Here is a 12,912-nt window from a genome sequence, read left to right as displayed (position 1 = left end):
CGTGAAGGACTCCTTCCGGGAATCTGATTCCCTCAAGGAGTCCTTCACAGACCTTCCGGGGCAGCGCGGTCGTGAGTGGGCCCTTCACGGACCGGCGGTCAGACCGTTGCGGGCTTCCGGAGCAAGTTTCCGTAGGCGGCGGCGAACAGGGCCGAAAGCAACGCGGCCACCGCCGCCACCGCAAAGCTCCATCCCGGACCGCCCGCCGACAGCGCCACTGCGCCGACCGCTCCGGCGAGACTGCTGCCCACCACCCGGACCAGCGCGTTGATCCCGCCTGCCGCGGCCGTCTTCGCGGGCTCGACGTGTTCGACCGCCATCGTCCCCAACGCGGCGTACCCGAGCCCGATGCCCAGCCCCAGCACCGCCGCGACGGCATAGAGACCGAGCCCGTCCCCCGGCAACGTCGCGAGCCACAACGCGGCCGCCAGTACCACCACCGAACCGCCCGCGACCAGTGCGGGCGCGCTGAACCGGCGCATCAACGCACCGGCCAGCACCGAAACCACCAGCATCAAGATCGTCGTCGGCAAGAGATAAAGCCCCACCTGCAACACCGACGCCCCGAGCATTCCCTGCGCGTAGGCCGAAAGCGTCATGATCGTGGCGAACAACGCGAAGCCGAGCAGGAATGACGCCACCGTCGCGCCGATCGTCTTTCGGTGCAACAGCATCGGAATCTCGATCAACGGCGTCTTCGCGCGCCGCGCCGTCGCCACCCACGCCGCCGCCAGCACCACGGCCCCGACCACGAGCGCGACGGTTGCCCAGCCCCATTCGGCCCCCTTGCTGATCGCCAGCAGCAGGCAGATCAGCCACCCCGACACCAGCACCGCGCCCAGCAGATCCGGCGAACCGCTCCGGACCTCGGCCGTCCGGTCCTCCCGGACCGCGGCGACCAGCGCGAACGCCACCACGCCGAGCGCCGCCAGCGCCCAGAACACCAGCTGGTGATCACCGCCGGCCAGCCCGGCGAGAATCATCCCGCCGCCGCTGCCCGCGCCGATCGTCGCGCTCAGCACGCCGATCGCGGTCGGCAGCGACCGGGGCGGCAGCACGGTCCTGACCTGGCCGATCGCCAGCGGCAGCAGCGGCGCGGCCGTGCCTTGCAGGATCCGGCCGACGATCAGCAGCGGCAGCGACTCCGCCACCGCCCCCAGCACCGATCCCCCGACCAGCAACGCGAGCACGACCAGCGACATCGTGCGCCTGCCGTAGAGGTCGCCCAGCTGCGCGACCAGCGGAATCGCGACCGCGCCCGCCAGCAGCCCCGCGGTCAGCGCCCACGACGCCGAACTCAGCGGCACCCCCAGCTTGAGCTGCAGCTGCGGCAGCAACGGCACCACCACGGTCATCTGCAAAGTCCCGACCGCCACCGCGAACGCCAGCGCGGCGACCGTCCCCCAGTAGTTTTTGTACATGTATAAAAAGTAGCATGGCGGCATGCCAGCGCGCACCGGCCGACCGCCGAAGATCTCCAGGTCCGACATCGTGGCCGCCGCCCACCGGGTCATCGACGAAGACGGCGTCGACGCGTTGACCATGCGCAGGCTGGCCAAGGAGGTCGGCAGCACGCCGATGGCGCTGTACCACCACGTGCGCGACAAAGAGGGTCTGCTTCTGCTGCTGCTCGACGACTACGCGCACGGCGAAATGCCTCGGCCGGAGAACCTCCCCGAAGAACCGTGCGACCGGATCGTGGCGGTCGCGAAGGCGATGCGGGACGGGCTGGCGAACTGCCCGTGGATCGTGGAGGTACTGCGCTCCGACGACCTGCTGTCGGTCGGCGGGCTGTGGTACCCGGAGAAAATCGTTGCGGCGGCGGAAAAAGCCGGGTTGCCGATCGAGGCGGCGGTGGAGGTCTACCGAGCGGTGTGGCACTACACGCTCGGCGAGATCAGCTCACGCGCGGCCGCCGCGCGCCGACGCGATCAGGGCGGCGACACCTACCGGCAGCGAGTCTTCGCCGACCTGGACACGACGGAATTCCCGACGCTCGCCCAGATCGGGCCGCGCTGGGAAACCCTTACCGCACAAGACAGTTACGAACGAAGCATCCGCGCACTCGTCAACGGATTGCTGCCGTGAGGGGAACCCTGGGGAATCAGAGTTCCCCTCACAGACGCCTCAGTCAGGCCCAGAGCTGACCGTCAAGCCGTTCTGCCGCTTCGTCCAGCGACCCGGAATACGCGCCGGTCGACAGGTACTTCCAGCCGGCGTCCGCGACCACGAAAGCCACGTCCGCCTTCTCGCCGCGGGCAGCGGCCTTCTCCGCGACCCCGAGCGCGGCGTGCAGCACCGCACCCGTGGAGATCCCGGCGAAAATGCCCTCGTGCTCCAGCAGCTCCCGCGTCCGCCGGAGAGCGTCGTACGCCCCCACCGAATAGCGTCCGTTGAGCACACTTTCGTCGTACAGCTCCGGCACGAACCCCTCGTCGAGGTTCCGCAGGCCGTACACCAGCTCGCCGTACCGGGGCTCCGCCGCGATGACCTGCACGTCCGGCTTGTGCTCGTGCAGGTACCGGCCGACCCCGACCAGCGTGCCGGTCGTGCCGAGGCCGCCGACGAAGTGCGTCAGCGTCGGCAGGTCCTTCAGCAGCTCCGGCCCGGTGCCGCGGTAGTGCGCGTCCGCGTTGGCCGGGTTGCCGTACTGATAGAGCATCACCCAGTCGGGATTCTGCTTCGCCAGCTCCTTGGCCCGGCGCACGGCCTCGTTCGAGCCGCCCGCGGCGGGCGAGAACACGATCCGCGCGCCGTACGCCTGCAGCAGCTGCTTGCGTTCGGCCGAGGTGTTCTCCGGCATCACGCACACCAGGCCGTAGCCCTTGAGCTTCGCGGCCATGGCCAGCGAAATCCCGGTGTTGCCCGAGGTCGGTTCGAGGATCGTGGACCCGCGCCGCAGGATGCCGTCCCGCTCCGCCGCCTCGATCATGGCCAGCGCTGGCCGGTCCTTGATCGAGCCGGTCGGGTTGCGGTCCTCGAGCTTCGCCCACAGCCGCACCTCGTCGGTCGGCGACAGCCGGGGCAGTCCGACCAGCGGGGTGCCGCCTAGCGCGTCGAGGAGGGACTCGTAGCGAGCCATCGGCTCAGCGCGCGCCGCCCGCGACGGCGGGCAGGATGGTGAGGGTGTCGCCGTCCTTGACCTCGGCGTCGAGCCCGCCGGAGAAGCGCACGTCCTCGTCGTTGACGTAGACGTTGATGAAGCGGTGCAGCTTCTCCTCCTTGACCAGGCGCGCCTTCAGCCCGGCGTGCCGCGACTCGACGTCGTCGATGATCTCGAGGACAGTCTTGCCCGACGCCTCGACGGACTTCTCGCCGCCGGTGTGGGTGCGCAGGATGGTCGGGATGGACACGGTCACGGCCATGGTTTTCTACCTCCGGGTGGGTTCCTACACGCTGACGTATCGGACGCCGCGCTTTATTCCGCTGGAGTTCAGTCGAGGATCTCGACCGGCTCCTCGGTGATCTCGGCGTCCACGATCCGGTACGAGCGGAACTCGTGCGAATCGGGCTCTCTTGTCGAGACGAGCACGTAGTGCGCGTCGGGTTCCGCGGCGATGTTCGCGTCGGTGCGCGACGGGTAGGCCTCGGTCGCGGTGTGCGAGTGGTAGATGACCACCGGGACCTCGTCGTTCGCGTCCATCTCGCGGTACAGCTTGAGCAGGTCGCCCGAGTCGAACTCGTAGAACGTCGGCGAGCGGGCCGCGTTCAGCATCGGGATGAACCGCTCGGGGCGGTCCGAGCCGGCAGGACCGGCCACCACCCCGCACGCTTCGTCGGGGTGGTCACGGCGGGCGTGGGCGACGATCTCGTCGACGAGTTCACGGCGGATCCGGAGCACACGCACATCTTAGTTCGTGGACCGAACGAGTCCACACTGTGAGAGCTACCGCTCATCCGCAGGTCAGGGCACAATAACGGGATGCCGGTGTCCTCGAAGATCCGCGAACGCTGCCGTGGCCTGCTGGCCGAGGGGGACGTCGTCCAGTACGTGTTCCCCGCCACATCGCTGATGATTTCGATGATGGCCGCGCACCGGAACTTCCTCGTCGTGGTCACCGACCGGCACGTCACGGTGCTCGCGTGCAGCGCTTTCCGCCGGTGGAAGCCGGTTTCGGTGTGGGCGCAGCTGCCGCGCTCGACCGAACTGGGCCCGGTGGACCTGCATCCCTCGCTCGGGCCGACGGTGTCGTTCGGCGGCCTGGTGCTGGAGATCGAAGACGAGTACGTGGCTGCCGTGCGCGCCGCCGACCTCGAACGGAGCGAGGACGCGCTCCCGCAGGACCCGTTCTGACTCAGCCCAGCGCTTCCGGCCACACATCCCGATAAGCCGGGACGCCCGCAGCGGAGGTCGCCGAAAGCAGTCCGTGCACCATCGCCCGCGCGAACACCCGCGCCGCCGCCGCGCACAACGCGTCCAGCGCGCCCGCTCGCGCCGCCACGGCGAACGACCCCGGCTCCCCTGGCAGTTGCTGCGCGCCCGTTGCCAGCGCGAACACGGTGTCGCCGTCGAACATCGAATGCGCCGGCCGCACCGCGCGCGCCAACCCGTCCTGCGCGGCGACCGTCAAGCGGCGTGCCTCAGCCTTCGTCAACGCCGCATCGCAAGCCACCACCCCGATCGTGGTGTTCAGATCGGTCCGCTGCCCCGGCACCTCGCCGGGCCGGTCCGGCCAGCGGACGCCGAACTCGCCGTCGACTTCGTGATCAGCGGCGAAAGCCCGCCCAGTCGCGAAATCCACTGCCTGGCCCGCCGCGTTCACCGCCGCGATCGCGCCCACATTCACGTCGCCGACGACCTCGCTCGCCGTCCCGATGCCGCCCTTGAGCGAACCGACCACCGCACCCGAGCCCGCGCCGACGGTGCCCATCGCGACAGCCTCCCCGGCGGCTTCGCAAGCGGCGTAACCGAAATCGGCGTCCGGCCGGTTGCCCCACGCGCTGCGCGGCAGGTCGAACAGCACCGCCGCGGGCACGATCGGCACCACCTCATACGGCTGCGCGCCAACGGGAAAGCCGAAATTCCGCTCGGACAGCCACCGCATCACGCCGTCCGCCGCCGCGAGCCCGTACGCGCTTCCCCCGGAGAGACAGACCGCGTTCACCTGCTGCACCAGGTTTTCCGGCTCCAGCAGATTGGTTTCGCGGGTGCCGGGCGCGCCGCCGCGCTGGTCGACCGCGCCGGTCGCGCCGTCCGGCACGAGCACGACGGTGGTTCCGGAGGCCCAGCCGTCGCCGAGCCGTTGGTGATGGCCTACGAGCACGCCAGGGACGTCGGTGATTTTCCCGCCGGTCAGCCGGTCAGCGCCTGGATCAGCGTCTCCTGCACCCATGTCAGCCAATGGTAGACGCCGAGATGGGGTGCGCGAGGGTCGTCTTCGGGCAGCTCGTCGGGCATGTCCTCGGTGACGTCGAGCGCCGTGCCGAGCGCCAGCCGGACGTCGTTCAGTGCGCCGAGCCAGGCGTCCGCCTGCTCGAAAGTCAGCTTCACCGAACCGCCGTCGCGCGGGAGCGTGTCGAGCACGATCTTCGCGACGCCGACCTTCTTCTCCAGCAGCTCCGGCTCGTGCAGCGACCGCATCGCCGCCGCCGAATCGAGGTCCTCGCGGCTCGGGTTGTCCGGGTCGAGCCGGTGGAAGTCCGGCAGCAGCCGCGACAGCACCGGGTCGTCCGGCGATTCGGCGGGCCCGGTGCGGATCCCGGTCAGCTCGGCCAGTTCGTCCTGCGGGGCCTCCTCTGCCCGCGCGGTGAGCATGTCCTCGAGCTGCCCGACGAGCCCGCGCAGCACCGCGGCCTCTTGCTGCTCGAACCCGGCGAGGATGGCGTCCCCCTTGCGCCGCCAGGCCTTCACGAGGGCTGTTCCATGGTCGCCCACAGGCCCGCCGCGTGCAGCTTCGCCACGTCGGTCTCCACCTTCTCCTTCGAACCGGACGACACGATCGCCCTGCCCTTGTTGTGCACGTCGAGCATCAGCTTCGTGGCGTGGTCCCGGCTGTAGCCGAACAGCTTCTGGAAGACGTACGTCACGTACGACATCAGGTTGACCGGATCGTTCCAGACGATCGTCCGCCAGGGCTGGTCGGATTCGGCCAGCTCGGCCCCGAGTGGATCGACCTGCGTCTGTTCGGATGCGACAGGCGTGGACATGCACACCATGGTGTCACGGGGCCATCCCGGTACGCCGCGCCAGGTCCGTCCATGTGAGTGAATAGGCTGCTCCCATGGGTTCCCCCGAGCCGGTCACCAGCGCCAGCACGGCGCTGCTCACCGACCACTACGAGCTGACCATGCTGGCGAGCGCGCTCGCGGACGGGACGGCCGACCGGCCGTGCGTGTTCGAGGTCTTCGCGCGAAGGCTTCCCGACGGCCGCCGCTACGGCGTCGTCGCGGGCACCGCGCGCGTGCTCGACGCGATCACCGACTTCCGGTTCACCGACGCCGAACTGGCCATGCTGGAGCAGACCGCGGTCGTCGACCCGGAAACGCTGGCCTGGCTGGCCGACTACGAGTTCCGCGGCGACATCGACGGCTACCGCGAAGGCGACCTGTACTTCCCCGGTTCGCCGATCCTCACCGTGACCGGCAGTTTCGCCGAAGCGGTGGTGCTGGAGACGGTGGTGCTGTCGATCCTCAACCACGACAGCGCGATCGCTTCGGCGGCGGCGCGGATGTCCGGCGCGGCGCACGGCAGGCCGATCATCGAGATGGGCGGACGACGCACCCACGAGTACGCCGCGGTAGCCGCCGCGCGCGCCTCCTACCTGGCCGGATTCGCCACCACGTCGAACCTCGAAGCGGGCCGCCGCTACGGGATTCCGACGCGCGGCACTGTCGCGCACGCCTTCATGCTGCTGCACGACAGCGAGGAAGCGGCGTTCCGCGCCCAGGTCAGCAAAATGGGTGCGGACACCACACTTCTGGTGGACACCTACGACATCACCGCGGGCATCGAAGCGGCCGTGCGCGTCGCTGGCCCGGAGCTGGGCGCGATCCGGATCGACTCCGGCGACGTCGGCCCGCTCGCCCGCAAGGCCCGCGACCAGCTCGATTCGCTCGGTGCGAAGGACACCCGGATCGTGGTATCCGGAGACCTCGACGAGCACGCGATCGCGGCGCTGCGCGCGGAACCGGTGGACGCGTACGGCGTGGGCACCTCGGTGGTCACCGGATCCGGCGCGCCGACCGCCGGGATGGTGTACAAGCTGGTCGAGGTCGACGGCCGCCCGGTCGCGAAACGCAGTGCGCACAAGGAATCCCGAGGCGGGCGCAAGCACGCGCTGCGCCGCCACCGCAGCACCGGAACCGCCGTCGAGGAAGTGGTCTGGACCGCCGCGAGCGGCCGCCCGGAAGCGGGCGAGAACGATCTCGATCTGCAAATCCCCCTGGTGCGCGGAGGCGTGCCGATGGATGATCTGCCCACGCTGGACGACGCGCGTGCCCGCCTGCGGCGCGCGCAGGTGAGCCTGCCGTGGGAGGGCCTCAAGCTCTCGCACGGCGAGCCCGCGATACCGACGACTTTTCTGTAGGGAGCCGACCATGGGGACCGCGCTGATCGTGGTGGATGTGCAGAACGACTTCTGCGAGGGAGGCTCGCTCGGCCTGCCGGGCGGCGCGGCTGCCGCGGCCGCCATCTCGCAGCGGATGGCCGAGGGCGGCTACACGCACATCGTCGCCACCCGCGACCACCACATCGATCCGGGCGACCACTTCAGCGACACGCCCGACTTCAACACCAGCTGGCCGCCGCACTGCGTCGCGGGCACGGCGGGCGCGTCGTTCCACGACGCGCTGGACGTGGTGCCGGTCGAGGCGGTGTTCTCGAAGGGCGAGTACACCGCCGCGTACTCCGGTTTCGAGGGCAAGTCCGGCGACGGCAAGACGCTCGAGGAATGGCTTCGCGCGCACGAGGTGACCGACGTCGACGTCGTCGGCATCGCAACGGACTTCTGCGTGCGCGCCACGGCCCTCGACGCCGCGGGCGCCGGGTTCAACGTGCACGTGCTGCTGGACCTGACCGTCGGCGGCTCGCAGCCGACCGTGGACGCGACGCTGAAGGACTTCGACGAGGCCGGGGTGCGCTACACCGGCACGCCCGCCCTGCCGCCCTCGTGAGTGTTTACGCCGGTTAGAACCGGTATAGCCACTCACGAGCCCTCGTCCGCAGCCCGCCCGACCAGCTCGCATTGGGCGGCGAACCCACGGCAGCCTCGTGAGTGCTAGTGCCGGTGAGAACCGGCGTTGCCGCTCACGAGGCTGGCGCGCCGCCCTTGCCGTACGGATTGCACGCCGCAGTGCCGAGGTAGATGTCCCCGCTCGCCGGACCGCCTTGCGGGAACAGCTTCACGTGCACCGCGTGCGTGACCAGGCTGCCGTCGGCGGGCTGCGGCGTCACGGTCTCGTTCAGCGTGATCGTGGCCAGCGCCGTGCCCGCCGCGCCGCCGGGGATCGTGACGCGGTAGTTCGCCGGGATCGACGACGGCACGGTGAAGCCGGAGACCTCTCCGATCGACATCGAACCGGTGCTGCCCGAATCCGTCGTGGTGGCGCAGCCGACCGAGTACGTGCGGACCTTCAGCTCCGGCCCGCCGTACCGGGTGAGCAGGTCGGATTCGAACCGCTGCCCGCCGGTCTTCACCTGCGCGACCGGGCCTTTCCGCTCGCAGGTGGTGCCGCCGAAGCCGAACACCGCGACCTCGCCCGCCGCACCGCCGGTGGTGCGCGCGGAAGCCGGACCGTCGGCGTCGCAGCGGGCCAACTCTCCGGTGACGACGTGTTCGTGGTCCACCAGCACGTCGAGGCTGCCCGCGGAACCCCAGCCGGTGGAGGTCGGCGGATCGGCGTGCGCCACCGCCGGCGCCGTCGCTAGGAAAACCCCGGTGACCAGCAGGATCCGTCCGCGCATTCGCCCTGTCTCCCTTCGCCCGTGCTTCGACATCGGCAGCGCGGCAGGGGTCCCAAACGTCGACGGTCGCAGCTCACCCGGACGTGTGGCGGAAGACAGGGGTGGTGAGGAACGCAACTTGTCTCGTTCCGTGCGGTCGCTCGACGATAACCTGCCCGGACGTCCGTTTTCCGTGGTTGGAGGTCCCGTGTCGTCACTGTCTCTCCCGGCCCGCCGTCAGGTGCTGGCCGACCTCGTGCCCGGCACCCTGGCGCGCGACCTGGCGCTGGTCGCCGGCGGCGCCGTGCTCACCGGCGCGGCCGCGCAGCTGATCATCCCGCTTCCGGGCACGCCGGTGCCGATGACCGGCCAGACCTTCGCCGCGCTGCTCGTCGGCGCGACGCTCGGCATGCGCCGCGGTGCCGCCTCGATGCTGCTGTACTTGCTCGTCGGCGCCGCCGGCGTGCCGTGGTTCCAGGGCGGGACCTCCGGGCTGTCCGGGGCCTCGGCCGGCTACATCGTCGGGTTCGTGTTCGCCGGCGCGCTCGTGGGCGCGCTCGCCCGCCGCGGCGGCGACCGCACTCCGCTGCGCATGGCGGGGACCATGGTGCTCGGCAACGTCGTGATCTACGCCTTCGGCGTGCCGTGGCTGATGGCCGCCACCGGATTCGACCTCGCCACCGCGTTCGACAAGGGCGTCACGCCGTTTCTCGTGGGTGACGTGCTGAAGACCGTGGTCGCGGCCGGTGTGCTGCCGCTCGCGTGGACCGCGGTTTCGCGTTTCCGCAAGGAAGACTGAGCCGGATTTCCGGGATCTCCGGTCCGGCGCGAGGGGTCCGTTCGCGCCGGATCGAAGATCCTGTCGGACCTGGCGGCTATCGTGTCTCGCTGTGCCCGCCCGAACCGATTTCCCCGGCGTCCTCGAACTCCTCACCCACGCGGTGGAGTCCGTCGGCGGCGCTGAACGCCCCGGCCAGGTGAAGATGGCCGATGCCGTCGGCCACGCCATCCGCACCGGCGAACACCTCGCCGTGCAAGCGGGAACGGGCACCGGCAAATCGCTGGCGTACCTCGTGCCCGCGATCCGGCACGCGGTGGAGAAAGACACCACCGTCGTCGTCTCCACGGCCACCATCGCGTTGCAGCGCCAGCTGGTCGACCGTGATCTCCCGCGCCTGGCGAAGGCGCTCAAGAAGCCGCTCGGGCGCGAACCGACCTTCGCGATCCTCAAGGGCCGCCGCAACTACCTGTGCCTGCACCGGCTCGACACCGGCCCGGCCGACGAGCCCGAGGACGCGCAGCTGTTCGACCCGTTCGCGGTGTCCCGGCTGGGCAAGGAAGTCACGCGGCTGCACGAGTGGGTCTCGGACACCGAAACCGGCGACCGCGACGAACTGGTGCCCGGCGTGTCCGACCAGGCGTGGCGGCAGGTTTCCGTCACCGCAAGGGAATGCCTCGGCGCCGCGAAGTGCCCGGTCGGCACCGATTGCTTCGCCGAACGTGCGCGGGCCGAAGCGGGTCGCGCCGATGTCGTGGTCACCAACCACGCACTGCTGGCCATCGACGCGCTGCAGGGCTACCAGGTGCTGCCCGACCACGACCTGGTGATCATCGACGAGGCGCACGACCTGGTCGACCGGGTCACCTCGGTCGCGACCGGCGAACTCACCAGCGCCATGGTGTCGGCCGCCGCGCGCCGCTGCGGAAAGCTGATCGACGCGGGAATCGCGGACCGGCTGCTGGAGTCGTCCGACGGGCTCGCCCTGATCCTCGACGACATCCCGGCCGGAAGGCTCGACGCGCTGCCCCGTCCGTTGCAGGGCGCGATCCCGGCGGTGCGCGACGCGGCGAAGGAATGTCTCACCGCGCTCGGCTCGGATCGCAAGGAAGACGTCGGCGAGGCCACCGCGCGCAAGCTGGCGCGGTCGCTGCTCGAAGAAGTGCACGACACCGCGGTGCGGCTGCTCGACGCGTACGACGAGGATCTGGCGCACCAGCGCGACGTCGTCTGGCTGACCGGCGACAAGTATTCGGCGAACCCGCGACCGCCGGCGCTGAAGGTGGCGCCGCTGGGCGTCGCGGGGTTGTTGCGGGAGCGCGTGTTCAACCAGCACACCACCGTGCTGACCTCGGCGACGCTCACCCTCGGCGGCGAATTCGACACGATGGCACGGCAATGGGGCCTCCCGCCGAGCGGCGCGCGCGTGGTGAAGTCGCCGGGCACGGCCACCGACAAGGAAGCCCCGTCGGACGAGGACACCGGCCCGAAGTGGACCGGGCTGGACGTCGGCTCGCCCTTCGACCACCGCCGCAACGGCATCCTCTACCTCGCCAAGCACCTGCCGCCGCCGGGACGGGACGGCCTCGCTGAGTCCACAATGGACGAACTGGCCGAGCTGGTCGAAGCCGCGGGCGGCCGTACGCTGGGCCTGTTCTCCTCGATGCGCGCGGCGAAACAGGCCGCGGAAGCCATGCGGGAGCGGCTCGACCACCCGATCCTCTGCCAGGGCGACGACGCGACGCCGTTGCTGGTGCGGCAATTCTCCGAAGACGCGCGCACCTGCCTGTTCGGCACGCTCACGCTGTGGCAGGGCGTGGACGTGCCGGGACCGTCGCTGCAGCTCGTGGTGGTGGACCGGATCCCGTTCCCTCGTCCGGACGATCCGGTGTCGTCGGCTCGCCAGCGCGCGGTGGAAGCCCGAGGCGGCAACGGATTCCTCACCGTCGCCGCGACGCACGCCGCGCTGCTGCTGGCACAGGGCACCGGACGGCTGCACCGCTCGGTCACCGACCGCGGCGTAGTGGCCGTACTGGACTCCCGGCTGGCCACCGCGCGCTACGGCGGTTTCCTGCGCGCGTCGCTGCCGCCGTTCTGGCCGACAACAGATCCGCAGGTCGCCCGCGCCGCACTGAAGCGACTCGACGCGGCCGCGCCCGCCTGACCGGGCGCACCGGACAGGCGGGTACGGTGAGTGGAACGAACACGACAGGGAGCACCGTTGACCCAGGATTCGTCCAGCGCACAATCCCGGACCGTCAGTGTTGACGACACCGGGGTTCGGCGCCGGCTCGCCGATGGCAGCGAAGAAGCTGTGACGTGGTCGGAACTGCAATCGGTCATGGTGAGAGTCATCCCGGACGGCCCCTGGAACGAAGACGTCTTCTTCATGCTGGTCGGCAACGACGGCAAAGGCACCGCCGTCCCGAGCGGCGACCCGGCCGCGGACGCCCTCATCGAACGCCTGCAGACCTTGCCCGGCTTCGACAACGAGAAGTTCATCGAGGCGATGACCACGGACGCCGACCAGGCGTACGTGGTGTGGCAAAGCTGAACCTGATGTGCTGAAGCCCCGCTCCAGGGCGCGGTGCTCATGGCAGGCGGGGTCAGGAATGCTTGCCGGGCAAGGGTACCGAGCGGGGGCGTCGACGGGTTTCCTTGCGGCAGTTCGGCAGCCGGGCGGTAAGGCTGGCTCACCGCTTCGGCTTGGCGCTGCCACGGCTCGCCGCAACCAGCCGCCGTCATCGGCGCTCAGCGGCCCCACGCCACAGCAGGTCGGCATCCCGTCGTACCGGGACCTTTCGCCGTGCCTCAGGCAGTCGGGAAGGTCTCCGTCACCGGAATGGCCTTCTTCAGCGTCCGGCTCACCGTGCACAGCCGCTCGATCGCCCGGTCCACCGCACCCGCCAGTGCCTCCCGCTGAGCTTCATCCAGCGACGACACGTCGACGTCGAACGCGACGTGCACCGCGTCCAGTTCCGAGGCTCCCTCGCGCCGGTCGGCGGTCACGGAAACCCGGAACTTCGAGTCCTCGCCCACGCGCCGCGTGATCAGCTGTTCCGCCGTAACCGCGGAGCAGCCCGCGGCCGCGATCTGCAGCAGCTCCGCCGGGGAAAACGCGCCCTCCGAGCCAGCCCGGCCCAACCGCACTTCCGCGCCGCGCTCGTTGCGGCCCACGAAACTGTGCGTGCCTTCGCGCTGTACTTCCAAGGTCATCCGAGGCGCCTTTCCACCCGTCGGGTCACTGCATAGG

The 12,912-nt window shown here is 70.2% G+C and carries 16 protein-coding genes; 7 read left to right on the top strand and 9 right to left on the bottom strand.

All coding sequences use genetic code 11. The annotated features are described in order from the left end of the window. Nucleotides 1–98: 98 nt before the first annotated feature. Nucleotides 99–1,421, bottom strand: coding sequence for an MFS transporter (locus tag H4281_RS12380; protein WP_182891022.1), 1,323 nt, complete (start codon nt 1,419–1,421; stop codon nt 99–101). A gap of 22 nt (nt 1,422–1,443) precedes the next feature. Between H4281_RS12380 and H4281_RS12375 the strand changes: the two genes are divergently transcribed. Next, entirely contained in the window at nt 1,444–2,088 is a 645-nt protein-coding gene (locus H4281_RS12375; protein WP_182891021.1) for a TetR/AcrR family transcriptional regulator, read from the top strand. A gap of 43 nt (nt 2,089–2,131) precedes the next feature. Here the strand turns inward: H4281_RS12375 and H4281_RS12370 are convergent, their stop codons facing one another. From H4281_RS12370 to H4281_RS12360, 3 genes are all read right to left on the bottom strand, one after another. Further along, nucleotides 2,132–3,082: a PLP-dependent cysteine synthase family protein gene (locus H4281_RS12370; protein ID WP_009082493.1), complete on the bottom strand. Its 951-nt coding sequence runs from the start codon at nt 3,080–3,082 to the stop codon at nt 2,132–2,134. 4 nt (nt 3,083–3,086) lie between these two features. Then, on the bottom strand, nt 3,087–3,365 hold the full coding sequence (locus H4281_RS12365; protein ID WP_009082495.1) for a MoaD/ThiS family protein: 279 nt from the start codon (nt 3,363–3,365) through the stop codon (nt 3,087–3,089). Between the two features lie 68 nt (nt 3,366–3,433). Next, complete coding sequence (locus tag H4281_RS12360; RefSeq protein WP_043827849.1) at nt 3,434–3,841, bottom strand: M67 family metallopeptidase; 408 nt, start codon at nt 3,839–3,841, stop codon at nt 3,434–3,436. Nucleotides 3,842–3,922: 81 nt separating this feature from the next. On the opposite strand from H4281_RS12360, the gene H4281_RS12355 reads away from it, so the two are divergent. After that, nucleotides 3,923–4,294: a hypothetical protein gene (locus tag H4281_RS12355; RefSeq protein WP_182891020.1), complete on the top strand. Its 372-nt coding sequence runs from the start codon at nt 3,923–3,925 to the stop codon at nt 4,292–4,294. A gap of 1 nt (nt 4,295) precedes the next feature. Here the strand turns inward: H4281_RS12355 and H4281_RS12350 are convergent, their stop codons facing one another. From H4281_RS12350 to clpS, 3 genes are read right to left on the bottom strand one after another with little or no spacing between them, the layout of a single operon-like run. Beyond that, complete coding sequence (locus H4281_RS12350; RefSeq protein ID WP_182891019.1) at nt 4,296–5,333, bottom strand: P1 family peptidase; 1,038 nt, start codon at nt 5,331–5,333, stop codon at nt 4,296–4,298. Then, nucleotides 5,294–5,851, bottom strand: coding sequence for a DUF2017 domain-containing protein (locus tag H4281_RS12345; protein ID WP_037715369.1), 558 nt, complete (start codon nt 5,849–5,851; stop codon nt 5,294–5,296). Before H4281_RS12345 ends, H4281_RS12350 begins: the two co-directional genes overlap by 40 nt. Then, complete coding sequence (gene clpS, locus H4281_RS12340; protein WP_037718267.1) at nt 5,848–6,147, bottom strand: ATP-dependent Clp protease adapter ClpS; 300 nt, start codon at nt 6,145–6,147, stop codon at nt 5,848–5,850. Before clpS ends, H4281_RS12345 begins: the two co-directional genes overlap by 4 nt. Before the next feature lie 74 nt (nt 6,148–6,221). Between clpS and H4281_RS12335 the strand changes: the two genes are divergently transcribed. Continuing rightward, nucleotides 6,222–7,526 (top strand): nicotinate phosphoribosyltransferase, encoded by a 1,305-nt coding sequence (locus H4281_RS12335; RefSeq protein WP_182891018.1) that lies wholly within the window; start codon nt 6,222–6,224, stop codon nt 7,524–7,526. A gap of 10 nt (nt 7,527–7,536) precedes the next feature. Then, nucleotides 7,537–8,112 carry an isochorismatase family protein gene (locus H4281_RS12330; RefSeq protein ID WP_182891017.1) on the top strand — a complete coding sequence of 192 codons (576 nt, stop codon included), beginning with the start codon at nt 7,537–7,539 and terminating at the stop codon, nt 8,110–8,112. Between the two features lie 133 nt (nt 8,113–8,245). Here the strand turns inward: H4281_RS12330 and H4281_RS12325 are convergent, their stop codons facing one another. Next, entirely contained in the window at nt 8,246–8,902 is a 657-nt protein-coding gene (locus tag H4281_RS12325; RefSeq protein WP_182891016.1) for a choice-of-anchor P domain-containing protein, read from the bottom strand. 187 nt (nt 8,903–9,089) lie between these two features. Here H4281_RS12325 and H4281_RS12320 point away from each other — a divergent pair, with 187 nt between their 5' ends. The 3 genes from H4281_RS12320 to H4281_RS12310 all read left to right on the top strand — a co-directional run bounded on the left by H4281_RS12320 (nt 9,090) and on the right by H4281_RS12310 (nt 12,213). Beyond that, nucleotides 9,090–9,680, top strand: a complete 591-nt coding sequence (locus tag H4281_RS12320) for a biotin transporter BioY (protein ID WP_182891015.1) — start codon at nt 9,090–9,092, stop codon at nt 9,678–9,680. Between the two features lie 91 nt (nt 9,681–9,771). Then, nucleotides 9,772–11,823 (top strand): ATP-dependent DNA helicase, encoded by a 2,052-nt coding sequence (locus H4281_RS12315; protein WP_182891014.1) that lies wholly within the window; start codon nt 9,772–9,774, stop codon nt 11,821–11,823. 57 nt (nt 11,824–11,880) lie between these two features. Then, the gene (locus H4281_RS12310; protein WP_009082506.1) at nt 11,881–12,213 is read left to right on the top strand and encodes a hypothetical protein; all 333 of its coding nucleotides are present in this window, start codon (nt 11,881–11,883) and stop codon (nt 12,211–12,213) included. A 257-nt stretch (nt 12,214–12,470) separates the two neighbouring features. Here the strand turns inward: H4281_RS12310 and H4281_RS12305 are convergent, their stop codons facing one another. Continuing rightward, nucleotides 12,471–12,875 (bottom strand): OsmC family protein, encoded by a 405-nt coding sequence (locus H4281_RS12305; RefSeq protein WP_182891013.1) that lies wholly within the window; start codon nt 12,873–12,875, stop codon nt 12,471–12,473. Nucleotides 12,876–12,912: the final 37 nt, after the last annotated feature.

Source organism: Amycolatopsis dendrobii (genome assembly GCF_014145675.1).
In the GTDB taxonomy this organism is placed as follows: Bacteria; Actinomycetota; Actinomycetes; order Mycobacteriales; family Pseudonocardiaceae; genus Amycolatopsis; species Amycolatopsis dendrobii.
Note: the sequence above shows the minus strand (reverse complement) of the source record. Positions and strands in the feature narration are given on the sequence as shown.